The organism is Cupriavidus plantarum, from assembly GCF_905397285.1.
Classification (GTDB): domain Bacteria; phylum Pseudomonadota; class Gammaproteobacteria; order Burkholderiales; family Burkholderiaceae; genus Cupriavidus; species Cupriavidus plantarum.
On record NZ_CAJPUX010000004.1, the window covers coordinates 359,137 to 375,613 of the forward strand.

The window sequence follows — 16,477 nt, forward strand, 5'->3', positions numbered from 1 at the left end:
CGCTATGATCGTGCCTTCCTTCCCCGCTTCCCGGAGATTCGCGTGCCCTACTTCGACCATGCCGGCGCCCGCCTGTTCTACACCATCGACGGCCCCGCCGACGCGCCTGCCATCGTGTTCTCGAACTCGCTCGGGACCGATCACAGCATGTGGCAACCGCAGGCCGACGCGCTCGCCGGCGAGTATCGCGTAATTCGGTACGACACGCGTGGCCACGCCCGCTCGACGTTCGATGGGCAGCCATTCGGCGTGGACACGCTCGGCCGCGACGTCATCGCCATCCTCGATGCGCTGAAGATCGAGACCGCCGCGTTCTGCGGACTATCGATGGGCGGAACCACCGGGCAGTGGCTCGGTATTCATGCGCCGCAGCGCTTCTCCCACATCGTGCTGGCCAACACCGCCGCGAAGATCGGCGGCACCGACGGCTGGAACACGCGGATAGCAACGGTGCTGAAGGACGGCATGGGCGTCATGGTGGATGCGTCGGTCCAGCGCTGGTTCAAGCCCGACTTCATCGCGAGCAAAGCGGATGCCATCGCACCGCTGCGCGCGGTACTCGCCGCGCTCGACCCGCAAGGCTACGCCGCGAGCTGCGCCGCCGTCCGCGACGCGGACTTCCGCGCCACCGTGTCTTCCATCCGCGTCCCGGTCCTCGTCATCGCCGGCACCGACGACCCCTCCACCACCGCCGCGGAAGGCCGCGCGCTGGCCGACGCGATCCCCGGCGCCCACTACGTCGAGTTGCCAGCCGCCCACATCTCGAGCTTCGAGCAACCGGCGCGTTTCACGCAGGCATTGCGGGACTTTCTGCGCTAACGGCGGGCGGCGGTCCCAGCCGTCCGACGAATACCCGCCGGCAGATATCGAGGAAGTCGCGACTGAGGACATTGCCTTCGGCCTGCAGGGCGGTGGCTGCAATAATGGGCAGCCGCACATCAGGCATCAGCGGCACGGCGCGCAATCCCATGGCTTCCGCACCAAGCGCGGTGGCCGCCTCGACAATGCCCACACGCCCGCAGCGCGCCGCCAGCGCCATCACCGAGTGATAGGACAGCGCCTGCACGCTCGATGTCACGTCAATACCAAGATCACGGCAGGTCTGTGCAAGCAGGCGGCCGACCGGATCTTCCGGGTCCGGGCCGATCAGAGGATGCTCCCCGAGGAAGGCGAGTTCGATCGCGTTGACGGGCGGGACGACACCGGGGGGGCCGATACACATGAGCCGGCTCATCGCGAGCAATTCCTCACGGACCGCCGGATGCGGCACGTTGTGGAACAGGATGCCGATGTCCGCGTCCAGCAAGGCGAGGTCCGTCGCCGCCTGGTCGGAATAGATCGCGCGAACGGTGATGTGGGCGTTTGGATAGCGCAGCGTCATCTCGGCGACGGCATCCGCCACGAGCGTCTCCGCCAAAGCCGGCGCCGCGATGATGCGAAGCGTGTCCGAGCGCTCGCCCCGCAGGTTCTCGGCCAGCTTGCGAATCGCGCCGAGCTGCGCGTCGAGCTTCTCCATCTCCGGATACAGCCGCAGCGCCTCGCGCGTGGCAACCAGGCGTCCGCGCACGCGCTGAAACAGCACGTAGCCGAGCTGCCGCTCCGCGCTATGCAGGATCTGCGTGACGGCCGGCTGGCTCAGGTTGAGCAGCTCGGCCGCCGCGCTGAGCGTGCCGGTGACGCGAATGGCGTTGATGACCTCGATATGGCGCAGTCTCATCGGCACTTCCCCCTGTTGCGGCTTCGGCGGCCATTATGCGCCCGCGCCGCCTACGCCTTCTGCGGCAGGGCCCCGTCCGCGCTCGCGTCGGGAGCGTCTGCTCCGGCGGACACCGCACGCTGCCGTCGGAAGTGCAGCAGACAAGCCAGCGCCAGCATCACCGTCGCCATCACGTAGTAGGCGGGGATCATCTTGCTTCCCGTCGCCCTGGACAGCCACGCGCACGCCAGCAGCGACAGCCCGCCCACCACGGTGAAGTTCAGGTTGTGAATCAGCGCCAGCCCGGTGGTACGCGTACCATGCGGAAACAACTCCGCGAGAAAGGCCGGCATCGCGCCCTGGAAGACCATCACGCACGCGGTCAGTCCGGTCACGCAGGTCACATACACCGGCACCGTCGGTACATTGACCATCCACAGGAACGCGGGCACCGTCAACACCGCGGTCAACAGCGTGCCGAGCGTGATCATGGTCAGCTGGCCATGCCGATCGGACAATGCGCCGAAGACCGGCGGCAGGACGATCTGGGCCAGGGCATAGCCCATGGCGCCGTACATCGAATCCGCCACGGAGAGGCCAAGCTCCTTCTGGGCGTACAACGGGATATAGACGCCGAGGAGATAGTTGGTCGACGCCGCCAGCGAGTAGACACCGATCGCGCAGGCGATGCGCGCCTTCGCCGTCGCCAGCGTCGTGCGAACGGGATTCGCCTCGTGCCCCCCTGCCTTGAACTCTGGCGTCTCGTCCACGCGGCGGCGCAGCCAGTAGCCGAACGGCACGATGACGAGGCCGAGGACGAACGGCAGCCGCCACGCCCACGCTACGATCTGTTCGCTGGGCACCGACGCGGTCAGCGCGTAAGTCACCACGCTCGCCAGACCCGTGGCCAACCCGATGCCAACGACCTGAAAACTCGCGAAATAGCCGCGCCGATGCCTGGGCGCGTGCTCGGTGACGAAGGACACCGACGTCCCGAACTCGCCGCCCGCGGAGAAGCCCTGGAGGAACTTGCCGGCCACCAGCACCACCGTGCCCGCGATTCCCCATGCCGCGTAGGACGGCGCGAACGCGATCATCGCGGTGCCGACGCCCATCGCCCAGATGGTGAGCATCATCCCGGACTTGCGGCCATGGCGATCGGCATAGCTGCCGATGACGAGCGCGCCCAGCGGCCGGACGAAGTAGCTGACGCCGAAAGTGGCCAGCGTCACCAGCAGCGACGTATAGGGATCCGCCGTGGGGAAGAACACCTTTGCGATATAGACGGCAAGAAATCCATAGATGAAGAGGTCGTAAAACTCAAGCATGTTGCCGACGAGCGCCGAACTGATGACGCGGCGAAAGCGGCTGCGGGTATCCTGATCGAGTGCATGTGTCTGCGGCATGACGGACTCCGGTGTGTGCGACGGGGCCGCCATCAAGCGGTCAGGAAATCGAAGCCGGCGAGCGCGAAGGCTTCCGCCAGCGCGCGCAACTCGGCAATCGAGACATGTTCGTCTGGCGCGCCCATGTTGCGAGGCGTGAGCCCGCATACGACGGTCGGCACGCCCGCGCGGCGGTACAACCGGGCATCGGAGGCACCCACGCGCATGTTCACCACGGATGGCACGCCCGAGACCTCCTCGCAACAGCGCCGCAATGTCGCGATGACTGGATGGTCCGGCGTGGTCCAGCTGGGTTCGTAGCGGCGCTCGACGATCGCTTCCACGCCCGGGCACTTCTGCAGGATCTGCGCCAGTTCATGTTCCACGTCCGCCACGCTCGTCCCGACAGGCAGCCGCAGATCGACGGTCGCCTCCGCTTCATCCGCGACCAGGTTGGGCAGTCGGCCGCCGCGGATGGTGCCGATGGTCATCGTGATCCGGCGCAGCACATCGCTTTCGCCGGTGCCGGACAGCGCCTCGGAGACGGCACCCGCTTCGCGAATCGCGGCCAGCACCGTGGGCGGCGACGACACCGGCATATCCCGCAGACCCATCAGCGCATCGAGCGCGCGCATCAGCTTCTCGATCGCGCTGTCACCCTTGTGGACATGCGCGGCATGCGCGGATGCGCCGCGCGCACGCAGCGTCAGCCACACCATGCCCTTCTCGCCGAAACGCAGCACGCGCATCGAACCCGTGTCCGCGCTGATCATTGCGTCGCCGCGTGCATGAGGCACATGTTCCAGCAGGTACTGGGTCCCTTCCACTCCCATCGTTTCCTCATCGCCCACGAACGTGGCCACCACGGCGCCGCGCCAGGCATGCCGGCAATCCGCGAGCTGACGCATCGCAACGAGGATGGCCGCGATGCCACCCTTCATGTCCGACACGCCCAGCCCGTAAAGATCGCCGCCCCGCACTTCTCCCGCGGCATCAGCGGTCCATGCTCCGGCGTTGACCAGCGGAAACGTGTCCATGTGGCCGTTGAACACCAGCGTGCGTCCTGGACCGTTTCCTTCTAGCCGCAGCACCAGGTTCATCACATGCGGCAGCGTGCCGTAGCGTTCCACGCGCACGCCAGGGATATCCGCCGCCAGGGCGGCGATTTCGTCGGCCATGGCATGCGTGTCGCCCGGCGGGGAGGCGCTGGGCACCGCGATCAGACGGCGTGCAATGTCGATGGCATCGGTCGACGCGGCGTGCGCGGCGGATGCCAGGCGCGCACGCGTATCGTGCGGCGCCGCTGTGATGGGGATGGCCGAGGCCGTAGTGTCGAGGATGTCGTGCATGGCGATGGGACGGAATCGAAGTGGGGATCGGTGTGTGCCGCAAGTCGTCCATGACGTCGATGACGTCGATGACGCCAATGACGAATGCGTGAATCCATCTTCGGTGCGGTACGGTGCGCCGTCCAATTAGCAAGTGATGCGTGCCTATAAGAAAAATCACGGTCCCGCACCGTCCTCGCGCATGCCGCACCGCAATAGCTCAATGCGTGCGCCGCAACGGGGAATGCAGCATGATTTGCGGGGCATCCGTAAAAATCCCTACACCCGCCGCAAATCCTTATGCTATAAATCCCTGCAAGACGAGATGTCGTCTCACAACATGTCGCGCTAGCTGCCAATATTGCCAGCGGAGCGCAAGGCAATAGAGCCCGAACCGGTGAAGACCGGTTCGGGCTTTTTTCGTTTCCGGTTTCCTGCGCGTTGTTCCTGCGCGTTTCGTAGTGCCCCTGTCGAATGGATGCCACGGCAACCAGGGCGGAGCTTTGTCTGAATTTTCGATAACAACATGGCGCCGATCGCGCCACATGGCCTAGGAGAATACGATGAGCCAGTTCAATCGCCGCCGCTTCGTCAAAACCACCGGATCGCTGCTAGCGCTGAGCGCGGCGTCTGGCACGCTGCTGCGCCCGCTCGCTGCCGCGGCGCAAGGACAGGAGCCCGTGAAGCTCGGGTTGCTGCATTCGCTGTCGGGCACCATCGCCATTGCGGAAGCATCGCTCGTCGATGCGGAGAAGATGGCCGTGGACGAGATCAATGCCTCCGGCGGCATCATGGGCCGCAAGATCGAAGTGGTGGTCGAGGACGGCGCGAGCGAGAACCCGATCTTTGCCGAGAAGGCGCGCAAGCTGCTGGAACGGGACAAGTGCGCGGCGATCATCGGCTGCTATACGTCGGCCTCTCGCAAAGCCGTGCTGCCCGCGCTGGCGCGCGCCAACGGACTGCTGTTCTACCCCACGTACTACGAGGGGCAGGAGCAGGACAAGCACGTCATCTACCCGTCGCAGGAAGCCACGCAGTCCGTGATCGCGGCCATCGACTGGATGGCGCGCGAGAAGGGCAAGACCATCTTCCTGGTCGGCTCCGACTACATCTATCCGCGCACCTGCAACAAGATCGCCAAGGCTACGATCTCGAAGCTCGGCGGCAAGCTGGCGGGAGAGGAGTACGCACCGCTGGGCCACACCGAGTTCTCGTCGATCATCAACAAGATCAAAGCCGCAAAGCCCGACTGCATCTACAGCACCGTGGTGGGCGGCTCCAACGTCGCGTTCTACAAGCAGCTGCGCGCGGCGGGACTCGACGGCAGCAAGATCACGCTGTTGTCCACTGTGGTGTCCGAGAACGAGATCGAGGGCATCGGCAAGGACAACGCGGCGGGCTACTACGCGTGCATGGGCTACTTCCAGAGCCTGAAGAACCCGGCCAACGAGCGCTTCGTCAAGGCATTCAAGACGCGCTATGGCCAGGAGCGCGTGATCGGCGATCCGATGGAAGTGGCCTACAACAGCGTCTACCTGTGGAAGCTCGCGGCGGAGAAGGCGAAGACCTTCGATCCGGAGAAGGTCGCCGCCGCCGCGGGCGGCGTCACGCTGGACGCGCCCGAGGGCACGGTGCGCGTGCACGCCACAAACCATCACGTCTGGAAAAAGGTGCGCGTCGGCCGCGCGCGTGCCGACGGCCAGTTCGACATCGTATGGGAATCCTCGAATCTCATCGAACCGAATCCGTTCCCGCAGCTGTAACGGAGACGAAGCATGGATATCGACATCGTCGCGATGCAAGTGTTCAACGGCATCAGCCTGTTCACGATCCTGTTCCTCATGGCAATCGGGCTGGCGATCGTGTTCGGGCTGATGGGCGTCATCAACATGGCCCATGGCGAGCTGATGGCGCTCGGCGCGTACATGACATTCCTGACGTCCCGCGCGTTCGAGCACTGGGCGCCGCAATGGATGGACGGGTACCTGTTCGCCGCGATCCCGGTAGCGTTTGCCACCACGTTCGCGGCGGGCTACGTGCTGGAGCGCGGCTTCATCCGCTTCTTCTACGACCGCCCGCTGGACACGCTGCTGGCCACGTGGGGCCTCAGCCTGATCCTGCAGCAGACCTACCGGACCGTGTTCGGCCCGCAGGAGGTCAGCGTGCCGCTCGCGTCGTGGCTGTCAGGCGCATGGGAGCCGGTCGGCGGCATCCAGTTGCCGCTCACGCGCATCTTCGTGATCGGCCTGACCGCCGTGGTGGCCCTCGCGGTGTACCTGTTGCTCTATCGCACGCGATGGGGGCTGCGTGTGCGCGCCGTGACGCAGAACCGCGCGATGAGCGATGCCGTCGGCATCAACACGGATCGCGTGGATGCCGCCACGTTCGCGCTCGGGTCCGGACTCGCGGGGATCGCGGGCTGCGTGTTCACGATGATCGGCTCGACCAATCCCGGTACCGGACAGCTCTATATCGTCGATTCATTCATCGTGGTCGTGTTCGGCGGCGTGCAGAGCCTGATCGGCACCGCGCTGTCGGGCTTCACGATCGCGCAGTCGCAAACCACGCTCGAGTACCTGATGAGCGGTTCGATGGCGAAGGTGGCGATTCTGCTGCTCGTGATCACGGCGCTGTACTTCCGCCCCAACGGGTTGTTCGCGCGCAAGGCGCGGAGGTGATGTCATGAAATCCGCCATGAAACTCGTCTATCGCAAGACCGACCTCGCCGCGCTCGCCGCCGTCGCCGTCTTGCTGCTCGCAGTGCTGCCTCTCGCACTCGACGCGTTCCGCCTGAACCTCGTCGGCAAGTACCTCGCCTTCTCGTTCGTCGCCATCGGCATCGTCATCACCTGGGGGTATGGTGGCATCCTGAGCCTGGGCCAGGGCATCTTCTTCGGGCTCGGCGGCTACATGATGGCGATGTTCCTGAAGCTGGAGGCATCCGCGCCCGAGCTGCCCGACTTCATGGTCTGGAGCAGCGTGGAGAAGCTGCCGTTATGGTGGCAGCCGTTCCACAGTTTCACCGCCACCGTCGTGCTGATCCTCGTGCTGCCGGCACTGCTCGCCTACGGCCTGTCCTATGCCGTGTTCAAGCGCCGTCTCAGCGGCGTGTACTTCGCGATCGTCACGCTTTGCCTGGCCACCACGCTCACCGTACTGATCATCGGCCAGCAGGGCGACACCGGCGGCGCCAACGGCATCACCGACTTTCGCACCCTGCTCGGCATGGACGTGGTCGGCGATGCGTCACGGCAGGTCATCTACTTCGTACAGGCCGGCGCCATCCTCGTGCTCATGGCCCTCGCCGTAGCCCTGCTCCGTAGCCGCTTCGGCAAGGTCCTCATCGCGATCCGCGACAGCGAGGACCGCGTGCGATTCAGCGGCTACAACACCGCGCACTTCAAGGCCTTCGTCTTTATGCTCGCGGCCATCCTCAGCGCGATCGGCGGGGCGTTCTACACGCTGCAGGTCGGGCTCATCTCGCCGGGCGTCGTCGGCGTGGTGACCTCCGTGGAGATGGTGATCTTCGCGGCCGTTGGCGGCCGGCTCTCCGTGCCCGGCGCCGTGGTCGGCGCACTGCTCGTCGGCTTCCTCAAGTCGTGGCTGTCGGAAACCTTCCCGCAGATCTGGCTCTACTTTCTCGGCGCGATCTTCATCGTGGTGGTCGTCGCCATGCCCAATGGACTCGCCGGGCTATTCAGCAACGCCGGTGGCGCTCGCCGCGCGAAGGAGAGCCCATGAACGCGGAACTCGATATGGACAACATGATGCCCGCTTCCGCGATGGCCGCCACGCAGGCCGAACCTGCGGCGCCCGTGGCCGGCTGCCTGGAGATCGATGCCCTGACGGTGTCTTTCGACGGATTTCGCGCGGTCGACGGACTGAGTCTGCGCGTGGACCCGTGCGAGCTGCGCGTGATCATCGGCCCCAATGGCGCCGGCAAGACCACGCTGCTGGACATGATCTGCGGCAAGACACGACCGACCTCGGGTCGCGTGCTGTTCGAAGGCCGGGACCTCGCCCTGATGCCGGAGCACGAAATCGTCCGCGCGGGCGTCGGCCGCAAGTTCCAGACACCGTCGGTCTACGAAGACCTCACGGTGTTCGAGAACTTCGAGATCTCGCTGCCCAACGCGCACGGGGTGCTGCGCTCGGTGTTCTTCCACCGGCGCAGCGACGTGATCGCGCGTATCGAGTCCATCGCGGACATGGTGTTCCTCCGCGATCGGCTCGACGGCAAGGCGGGACGGCTGAGCCACGGGCAAAAACAATGGCTCGAGATCGGCATGCTGCTGCTCCAGGAGCCGCGCCTGCTGCTGCTCGACGAGCCCGTCGCGGGCATGAGCCCACGCGAACGTGAACTCACGGCCGCGCTGCTTTCGCGCATCGCGCAAGGCAAGTCGGTCATCGTGATCGAACATGACATGGACTTCGTCCGCCAGATCGCGAGCAAGGTCACCGTGCTGCATCAAGGCCGCGTGCTCAGCGAGGGGACCGTAGCCGAAGTACAGGCGGACCCGCGCGTCATCGATGTCTACCTCGGCCACTAGGAGCCACCGCCATGCTCGAAGTGCAACGACTCAATGTGGCCTACCGCGAATCGCATGTCATCAAGGATGTGTCCTTCGCGGTAGCGGAGCGCGAATCCGTGGCGATCATGGGCCGCAACGGCATGGGCAAGACGACGCTGCTCAAGTCGCTGATCGGCATGCTGCCCGCGCGGAGCGGCAGCATCCGCCTGCGCGGCACGGAACTCAGCGGCCTGCGCGGCCACGCGCGCGTGCGGCAGGGGCTCGCATTCGTGCCGCAGGGTCGCATGATCTTTCCCGCGCTGACCGTGGAGCAGAACATCCTGACCGGCACCGAGTACTCGCGCTATCGCGCCGTGCCCGACTACATCTACGCGTGCTTTCCCGTCCTGCGCGACATGCGCAACCGGCGCGGCGGCAATCTCAGCGGCGGCCAGCAGCAGATGCTCGCCATCGCGCGCGCGCTGGTTTCCGACCCGCGGGTGCTGATCCTCGACGAGCCGACCGAGGGCATCCAGCCTTCGATCATCAAGGACATTGCGCGCACGCTCAACACGCTCCGCAAGGAGCGCGGCTTCGCGATCGTCGTGTCCGAGCAGATGCTCAGCTTCGCGCTGGATCTCGCGGACAGGTTTCTCGTCATCGACGGCGGGCGCATCGTGCACGAGGAAGCGCGCGAAACGCTCGATCAGGAGAAAGTGCGGTCGTTCCTGACCGTGTGACGTTCGATTTGTTCTACCCGTTCTATCAAGGAGAAGTGACATGCGACACGGTGATATCGGTAGCTCGAAAGATACGGTTGGCGTGGCAGTGGTGAACTACAAGATGCCGCGGCTGCATACGAAGGCCGAGGTGCTCGACAACGCGCGGAAGATCGCCGAAATGCTCGTCGGCATGAAGCAGGGCCTGCCCGGCATGGATCTCGTCGTGTTTCCCGAATACTCGACGCACGGCATCATGTATGACGCGAAGGAGATGTACGAGACGGCCTCGCAAATTCCCGGCGAAGAGACGGAAATCTTCGCGGCCGCCTGCCGCAAGGCCAACGTCTGGGGTGTGTTCTCGCTGACGGGCGAGCGCCACGAGGAACATCCGAACAAGGCGCCGTACAACACGCTCATCCTGATGAACAATCAGGGCGAGATCGTCCAGAAGTACCGCAAGATCATGCCGTGGGCACCGATCGAAGGCTGGTATCCGGGCGACTGCACCTACGTATCGGAAGGGCCGAAGGGCCTCAAGGTCAGCCTGATCATCTGCGACGACGGCAACTATCCGGAAATCTGGCGCGACTGCGCGATGCGCGGCGCGGAACTGATCGTGCGGTGCCAGGGCTATATGTACCCGGCGCGCGACCAGCAGATGATGGTCGCCAAGACCATGGCATGGATGAACAACAGCTATGTTGCAGTCGCCAATGCCACGGGGTTCGACGGCGTGTACTCGTACTTCGGTGGCTCATCGCTCATCGGCTTCGATGGCCGCACGCTCGGTGAATGCGGCACGGAAGAGATGGGCATCCAGTATGGCGAGTTCTCCCTGAGCCTGATCCGCGACGCGCGCAAGAACCAGCAGTCGAACAACCATCTGTTCAAGCTGCTGCATCGCGGCTATACGGGCAAGCTCAATTCGGGAGAAGGCGCGCAGGGCGTCGCCGCCTGTCCGTTTGTGTTCTACGACAAGTGGGTCAACGATCCGGACGGCACGCGCAAGATGGTCGAGTCACTTACGCGCTCGACGATCGGCACGCCGGAATGCCCGATCGAGGGGATTCCGCACGAGCAGGCCGAGCACCGCTGATGCCGAACGCCCGCCGCGGGTGCCGCGGTGGGCAAATCTTCCCCTGCGATCTCAACACGATCCCGACTCCTCAATGTCCAATGCCATCGCCGCTTATCGCATCGACACCGAACCGTTCTATCAACCCGTTGCGCAGGAAGTGGCGTGGTTCGAGCATGCCTACGCGCACCGGTTGCCGACCGTGCTCAAGGGGCCGACCGGCTGCGGCAAGACCCGCTTTATCGAGTATATGGCGTGGAAGCTGCAAAAGCCGCTGATTACGGTCGCCTGCAACGAAGACATGACCGCGTCCGACCTCGTCGGCCGCTATCTGCTGGACGTGCATGGCACAGCATGGCACGACGGACCGCTCACCACGGCCGTGCGCGAGGGCGCGATCTGCTACCTCGACGAGATCGTGGAGGCGCGACAGGATACGACCGTGATCATCCATCCGCTGACCGATGCGCGCCGCATCCTGCCGCTCGACAAGAAGGGCGAGCTGATTCACGCGCATCGGGACTTCCAGCTGGTCGTGTCGTACAACCCCGGCTATCAAAGCCGCGCCAAGGACATGAAACCCTCCACGCGCCAACGGTTCGTCGCCATGCAGTTCGACTACCCGGACGCCGCCGCGGAGGCCCGTATCGTGGCGGCCGAGGCCGATATCGCTCCGGCACTCGCCACGCAGCTCGTAGATATCGCGACACGCACCCGCGCGCTGCGCCATCGCGGTCTCGACGAAGGCGCTTCCACGCGCATGCTGATCCACGCGGGCACGCTCATCCGCTCGGGCGTGTCGCCCCGGGATAGCTGCGACATGACGATGACGCACGCCCTGACCGACGACCCCGACATGGCGCTCGCGCTGCGCGGATTGATCGAGGCCACGTTCGCATGACGGGTCCGGACGTCTCCGCATCGCTGGATCCGCTGCTGACCGGACTTGCCGGGAGTGGCATGACGGTGGCCACCGCGCCGCGGCTGCGCCGCCCCGTGCTGACGACCACGCATCTGCTCATCCCGGCCCTCGACACCTACACCGCGTCGTATGCGACGCAGCGCGCCGTCGTGGCCCATGCCGCCGCGCACCTGCGCTACTCGCCGCGCGCGCAGCCTTCGCGCGGCCTCAAGCCGTTGAGCGTGGCCGTGATCGCCGCCATCGAGGATGCGCGCGTGGACAGCCTCATGCTGCGCGACTGCCCCGGTGTGCGCGCGTGGCTGCTGCCCGCGCTACGCGAGGCAGCCGATCCCCACGGCCTGAGCTTTCGCGCGATGATGAGCCGCCTCGGCGCGGCATTGCTCGACGATGACTGGCCGGACGACAACTACTGGGTCGACAAGGCGCGGCGCGGGTTCGCGGCATTGCGTACGCGCCTGCACGACTATGCCGCGTTCCGCGAGATGGCCTCGATCCTCGCCAACGACCTTGGCCAGATGCGCGTGCGCTTCGACGCGAACGACTACGCCGTACCCGCGCTCTACCGCGACGACAACAGCTTCCTGTGGGATCACGATCGCTCCACACCGCCGCCCGACGCCGACCCGCTCACGCTGGCGGCCACATCGGGCTACCAGCGAAGCGACCGCGATGACGACGCAGACGAACGCGACGAGTCTATTGCCGAAGTCCCACGGCCGGCGCAGACCAACGAACTCTCGCGCACGGCGTACCCCGAGTGGGACTACCGGCTGGAGCTCGCACGGCAGGACTGGTGCACGGTGATTGAACGTCCGCCCGCCGCGCAAGCGATCATGCACGCCGCGGCCGCGCAATCGGACCTTCAGCGGCTCGGTTCCCGCCTTGCATTGCCCCATCGCCAGCGCCTGAGCCGTGACCGGCGGCTGCGGCGCCAGCTCGAAGGCGAATCGCTCGACCTCGACGCGGCCGTCACCGTGATGATCGATCGCCGGCTCGGCCTCGCGCCGGAACCGCGCCTGTTCCTGCGGCCCGCGCGTGGCACGCCACACTTCAGCATCCTGCTGCTCGTCGATGCCTCGGCTTCCACGAACGACCCGGTGACCGGCATCGGCGGCGGCACCACGGTGCTGGATGTCGAACGCACCGCCACGGCCATGCTGGCCCACGCGGCGGCCGAATGCGGGCATCGGGTCGCCATCCATGCGTTCTCGTCCGACACGCGAGAGGCCGTCAATTACTATCGCCTGCTGGATTTCGGCGACCGGCTCGACGGCTCGGCACGCACGAGGCTTGGCGCACTGGCCGGCCGCTTCTCCACGCGCATCGGCGCCGCACTGCGCCATGCGACCACGTGCGTGATGGACGAGCCCAACCCGCACCGCGCGATCGTCATCGTCACGGACGGCGAGCCCTCCGATGTCGACGTGTTCGATCGCCGCTACCTCGCGGAGGACGCGCGCGCCGCCGCGCAAGCCGCGCGCCGCGCCGGTGTGGCCGTTTGCGGCGTGACCATCGACGCGGGTGCGGCGCCGTACATTCGCACCATCCTCGGGCATGGCAACTTCTGTATCGCCGATACGGCGCGGGCCTTGCCTGCGCAACTCTCGGCAATATATGCTCGTCTCGTGTCCAACTAGCGATACCGCGTAACATGGCCAACAAGGATCCCGTGCGCGTCGGCGTGCTGTTCTCCGAGACCGGCGCCACTTCGACGATCGGTCACTCGCAGCTGCAGGGATCGCTGCTCGCGATCGAGGAGATCAACGCGGCGGGCGGCCTCGATGGCCGCGAGCTGGTGCCCGTGGTCTACGACGCGCAATCCACGCCGGCCGTCTATGCGCGCCTGGCCGAACGCCTGATCGTGCAGGACCGTGTGAACACGATATTCGGCTGCTACATGTCGAGCAGCCGCAAGGCCGTGCTGCCCGTGGTCGAGCGCTGGAACAAGCTGCTGTTCTACCCCACGCTGTACGAAGGCTTCGAGTTCTCGAACAACATCCTGTACACCGGTGCCGCGCCGAACCAGAACAGCGTGCAGCTGGCCGAGTTCATGACGGCGAATTTCGGCGCACGCGTATATCTCGTGGGCTCGGACTACATCTATCCGTACGAGTCCAATCGCATCATGGGCGAGCTCGTGTTGCAACGCCAGGACAGCGAGAAGGTCGGGGAGCGCTATGTGCCTCTGGATGCGGGCGAACGGGACTTCGCGCCGATCGTCGCGGATATCCGGGCGAAGCAGCCGGACTTCATTTTCTCCACCGTGGTGGGCAATTCGACCGCCGCGTTCTACCGCGCGTATGCGGAGGCGGGCCTCGATCCGCGAACGATGCCGATCGCAAGCCTTACCACCTCCGAGGCGGAGATCAGCCAGATGGGCGCCGACGTCGCCACGGGCCACGTGACCGCGGCCCCCTATTTCCAGTCGATCCAGCGCGAGGACAACGTCAAATGCCTTGAACGTCTGCGTCGCCGCTTTGGCGACTCGGTGCCTAACCTGTGCTGGGAAGCCGCCTACTTCCAGATGCATGTCTACGCCAACGCGTTCCGCCAGTGCGGCGAGGACGAGATCCTGCGCATCATGCCCCATCTCCTCGGCAGCGAATTCGACGCCCCGCAGGGCCGCATCCGCATCGACCCCTCGAACCATCATACCTGCCTGTATCCTCGCATCGGCATCGCCAATTCGCGCGGCCAGTTCACCATCGTGCGGGAGGCCACGCGTCCGGTCCATCCCGATCCATACCTCGTCACGCATTCGCTCGGGGACTGGACCACGACGCTGACGACGCTGGAGCTCTGACGTGGGCGCGGAAGGCCAGCGTCGCACCATTCGGGCGACGCCTCAGATCCTGAAAGACCTGCGCTCGCTGCGGGTGCTGGTCTTTCATCCCGACGACGCGGACGGCAAGCAGCTGACCGACCAGCTGCAGCGCATCGGCTGCCAGGTGCAGGCCTTTTGGCCGCCGCTGCCGACGCTGCCCGAGGGGATCGACGCGGTGTTCCTCGCCGTGCGTCCGGATTGCATCGAACTGGGCTTCGACTGGTTCAAGGCCGAGAATGCGCCCACGCTGATCGCGGTGGTGAATTACGAGAATCCGACGATCGTCGAGGCCGTATTGCATATCGGCGCACAGGCGGTACTCGGCTCGCCCGTGCGTTCGTTCGGTCTGCTGTCCTCGCTCGTGGTGGCGCGGCAGGTGCACGGGCAGGCCGGTGCTTCCTACCGCAAGATCCGCAAGCTGGAGGCCAAGCTTGTCGGCGTGCGGCAGATCGAAGAGGCCAAGAACATCCTGATGCGCACGCGGCAGATCAGCGACGGCGCGGCCTATGACCTCATCCGCGATCAGGCCATGAGCAAGCGCGTCACCACAGAGGTCATCGCCGCCGCCATCATCAACGCCAACGAGATCCTGTCGATCGGCAAGACATGATCAGCCGGCCAGCTTGAGCAGCGCCGGCACGGTCAGTACCGCGGTGTAGTAACCCATGAACTGCACGCCGGTGTTGAAGCCGATCGTGCGTGACAGCAGGCCGCCCATCAGGCCCATGGTCAGGATGACGAGCAGGCCGCCGAGACCGCCCTCCCACACGCTGATGACGAGGATCAGGCCCACGAACGTGGCGATGATCGCCTCGTGCGAGATGCGGCGAGACACGAACAGCGCCGCGCGGCGGGCGTAGTTCATCGCGAACGGGTACGACACGAGCGCGGCGAGGGCTACCGCGAGCAGGCCGTACCCGAGGAACTCCCAGTGATTGAGCAGGTTGTGCAGATTGTGCGTCTGCCCGCCCCCCGCATCGACCGTGAAGACCGGTGGCGCGTTGAACAGCGGCGCCGCGGGTCCTGCCGCCACGGGGCTCAGCGGCAACCCGAATGCGATTAGCGGAATCAGGGCCTCCGCGATATACGTGGCCTCCGTCACGCCATTGCGCGCGGCCAGGACCGTGGTGAGGCGGTGGTAGGCGTGGCGCACGCGGGAGCCGACCACTTCGCCGAGCACCACGGTCATCGCCACGGGACTGAACACGAAGGTCGCGCTCGAAATCGCCGCGGTGGCGACAGTCCAGCGCGTTTGCTGGCGATCGAGCACGCGGAACGGGTTCGGAAAGTACCCCGCCCACCCCTTGACGTCCGGCGCGATGGCGAACGTGCGCACCTTGTCGCGCCGCATGCGCTTGCGATCGGTCGGCGAGATCACCGAGTACAGGTCCGCGATCAACGGACCGATCGCGATGCCGAGGAAATAGCTGATGCTGAGCTTGACGCCGTACTTCGCCGTGACCGTCTGCAACGCGACGACGACGAAGACGAACGGCACGAGCGTCGCTACCGAGGCCCAACGGCCGGTGGAACTGTACGCGATGATCACGGCGGCGACCACGAAGATCCACGGCGCTGCCTTGGTAATCGTGCTACCGAACGGCGCGAGCAGCACCGCGAACAGCACCGCCAGCGGCACGGCGACGAACGCGGCAATGATCGCGCCCGATATCATCTTGCGCAGCGCGATGTGCGGCACGCCGAGATTGCGCAGGTGATTGGCATCCTGCAACAGCGGTGTCGCCAGCGTGTCACCGGGAATGCCGAGCAGCGCGGTGGGGATCGCGTGTGTCATGTGCTTGGCCACGGCGCCCGCAAGGAAGAACGTGAACACGCCTTCGGGCGGCACGCCCAGCAGGACGACCAGCAGCGTCAGCGGGGCGAGCGTGGTCGTTTCGTCGGTGCCCGAGACCAGGCCGATCGCCGCGAAGACCACCGCGCCGACGAGGCCCATGCCGGCGGCCACGAGGATATGGGACAGCAGTGCGGATTCCATCATCGTTCGTCTCCCGTC

15 protein-coding genes are annotated in these 16,477 nt (G+C 65.7%); 11 read left to right on the forward strand and 4 right to left on the reverse strand.

Annotated elements, in window-relative coordinates:
• Positions 1-42: 42 nt before the first annotated feature.
• Positions 43-819, forward strand: coding sequence for a 3-oxoadipate enol-lactonase (gene pcaD, locus KHP16_RS19265; protein ID WP_121493049.1), 777 nt, complete (start codon positions 43-45; stop codon positions 817-819).
• Here pcaD and KHP16_RS19270 read toward each other — a convergent pair.
• Genes KHP16_RS19270 through KHP16_RS19280 form a run of 3 tightly spaced genes read right to left on the reverse strand, consistent with a single transcriptional unit; the run spans position 788 to position 4,430 of the window.
• Positions 788-1,717 carry a LysR family transcriptional regulator gene (locus tag KHP16_RS19270; RefSeq protein WP_115955769.1) on the reverse strand — a complete coding sequence of 310 codons (930 nt, stop codon included), beginning with the start codon at positions 1,715-1,717 and terminating at the stop codon, positions 788-790. The two genes, pcaD and KHP16_RS19270, sit on opposite strands and share 32 nt — an antisense overlap.
• 50 nt (positions 1,718-1,767) lie before the next feature.
• A complete protein-coding gene (locus KHP16_RS19275; RefSeq protein ID WP_211960914.1) occupies positions 1,768-3,102 on the reverse strand; it encodes an MFS transporter in 1,335 nt (444 codons plus the stop codon).
• A gap of 32 nt (positions 3,103-3,134) precedes the next feature.
• Entirely contained in the window at positions 3,135-4,430 is a 1,296-nt protein-coding gene (locus KHP16_RS19280) for a M20/M25/M40 family metallo-hydrolase (RefSeq protein ID WP_115955771.1), read from the reverse strand.
• Positions 4,431-4,972: 542 nt separating this feature from the next.
• Between KHP16_RS19280 and urtA the strand changes: the two genes are divergently transcribed.
• The 10 genes from urtA to KHP16_RS19330 all read left to right on the forward strand — a co-directional run bounded on the left by urtA (position 4,973) and on the right by KHP16_RS19330 (position 15,073).
• Positions 4,973-6,172 carry an urea ABC transporter substrate-binding protein gene (gene urtA / locus KHP16_RS19285; protein WP_211960915.1) on the forward strand — a complete coding sequence of 400 codons (1,200 nt, stop codon included), beginning with the start codon at positions 4,973-4,975 and terminating at the stop codon, positions 6,170-6,172.
• A 12-nt stretch (positions 6,173-6,184) separates the two neighbouring features.
• Positions 6,185-7,087, forward strand: a complete 903-nt coding sequence (gene urtB, locus KHP16_RS19290) for an urea ABC transporter permease subunit UrtB (protein WP_211960916.1) — start codon at positions 6,185-6,187, stop codon at positions 7,085-7,087.
• Positions 7,088-7,091: 4 nt separating this feature from the next.
• Positions 7,092-8,150: an urea ABC transporter permease subunit UrtC gene (gene urtC, locus KHP16_RS19295; protein WP_244835882.1), complete on the forward strand. Its 1,059-nt coding sequence runs from the start codon at positions 7,092-7,094 to the stop codon at positions 8,148-8,150.
• 41 nt (positions 8,151-8,191) lie between these two features.
• Positions 8,192-8,959, forward strand: coding sequence for an urea ABC transporter ATP-binding protein UrtD (gene urtD, locus KHP16_RS19300; protein WP_115955782.1), 768 nt, complete (start codon positions 8,192-8,194; stop codon positions 8,957-8,959).
• Between the two features lie 11 nt (positions 8,960-8,970).
• Positions 8,971-9,660, forward strand: a complete 690-nt coding sequence (urtE, locus tag KHP16_RS19305; protein ID WP_109585380.1) for an urea ABC transporter ATP-binding subunit UrtE — start codon at positions 8,971-8,973, stop codon at positions 9,658-9,660.
• Between the two features lie 40 nt (positions 9,661-9,700).
• Positions 9,701-10,738, forward strand: coding sequence for an aliphatic amidase (locus KHP16_RS19310; RefSeq protein ID WP_109585379.1), 1,038 nt, complete (start codon positions 9,701-9,703; stop codon positions 10,736-10,738).
• Between the two features lie 73 nt (positions 10,739-10,811).
• Positions 10,812-11,618, forward strand: coding sequence for a CbbQ/NirQ/NorQ/GpvN family protein (locus KHP16_RS19315; RefSeq protein WP_179594499.1), 807 nt, complete (start codon positions 10,812-10,814; stop codon positions 11,616-11,618).
• Entirely contained in the window at positions 11,615-13,276 is a 1,662-nt protein-coding gene (locus KHP16_RS19320; protein ID WP_211960917.1) for a nitric oxide reductase activation protein NorD, read from the forward strand. The genes KHP16_RS19315 and KHP16_RS19320 overlap by 4 nt, the downstream gene beginning before the upstream one ends.
• A gap of 14 nt (positions 13,277-13,290) precedes the next feature.
• Positions 13,291-14,442 carry a transporter substrate-binding domain-containing protein gene (locus KHP16_RS19325; RefSeq protein WP_109585376.1) on the forward strand — a complete coding sequence of 384 codons (1,152 nt, stop codon included), beginning with the start codon at positions 13,291-13,293 and terminating at the stop codon, positions 14,440-14,442.
• Between the two features lies 1 nt (position 14,443).
• Positions 14,444-15,073, forward strand: coding sequence for an ANTAR domain-containing response regulator (locus KHP16_RS19330; RefSeq protein WP_109585375.1), 630 nt, complete (start codon positions 14,444-14,446; stop codon positions 15,071-15,073).
• On the opposite strand, the gene KHP16_RS19335 is transcribed toward KHP16_RS19330, so the two are convergent.
• Complete coding sequence (locus KHP16_RS19335) at positions 15,074-16,462, reverse strand: tripartite tricarboxylate transporter permease (RefSeq protein ID WP_373561984.1); 1,389 nt, start codon at positions 16,460-16,462, stop codon at positions 15,074-15,076.
• Positions 16,463-16,477: the final 15 nt, after the last annotated feature.

Bases quoted from the DNA above. Each gene is read 5' to 3' on its own strand.
- KHP16_RS19270 (WP_115955769.1), bottom strand. From the start codon at position 1,717: ATGAGACTGCGCCATATCGAGGTCATCAACGCCATTCGCGTCACCGGC.
- KHP16_RS19275 (WP_211960914.1), bottom strand. From the start codon at position 3,102: ATGCCGCAGACACATGCACTCGATCAGGATACCCGCAGCCGCTTTCGC.
- KHP16_RS19280 (WP_115955771.1), bottom strand. From the start codon at position 4,430: ATGCACGACATCCTCGACACTACGGCCTCGGCCATCCCCATCACAGCG.
- urtA (WP_211960915.1), top strand. From the start codon at position 4,973: ATGAGCCAGTTCAATCGCCGCCGCTTCGTCAAAACCACCGGATCGCTG.
- urtB (WP_211960916.1), top strand. From the start codon at position 6,185: ATGGATATCGACATCGTCGCGATGCAAGTGTTCAACGGCATCAGCCTG.
- urtC (WP_244835882.1), top strand. From the start codon at position 7,092: ATGAAATCCGCCATGAAACTCGTCTATCGCAAGACCGACCTCGCCGCG.
- urtD (WP_115955782.1), top strand. From the start codon at position 8,192: ATGGCCGCCACGCAGGCCGAACCTGCGGCGCCCGTGGCCGGCTGCCTG.
- urtE (WP_109585380.1), top strand. From the start codon at position 8,971: ATGCTCGAAGTGCAACGACTCAATGTGGCCTACCGCGAATCGCATGTC.
- KHP16_RS19310 (WP_109585379.1), top strand. From the start codon at position 9,701: ATGCGACACGGTGATATCGGTAGCTCGAAAGATACGGTTGGCGTGGCA.
- KHP16_RS19315 (WP_179594499.1), top strand. From the start codon at position 10,812: ATGTCCAATGCCATCGCCGCTTATCGCATCGACACCGAACCGTTCTAT.
- KHP16_RS19320 (WP_211960917.1), top strand. From the start codon at position 11,615: ATGACGGGTCCGGACGTCTCCGCATCGCTGGATCCGCTGCTGACCGGA.
- KHP16_RS19325 (WP_109585376.1), top strand. From the start codon at position 13,291: ATGGCCAACAAGGATCCCGTGCGCGTCGGCGTGCTGTTCTCCGAGACC.
- KHP16_RS19335 (WP_373561984.1), bottom strand. From the start codon at position 16,462: ATGATGGAATCCGCACTGCTGTCCCATATCCTCGTGGCCGCCGGCATG.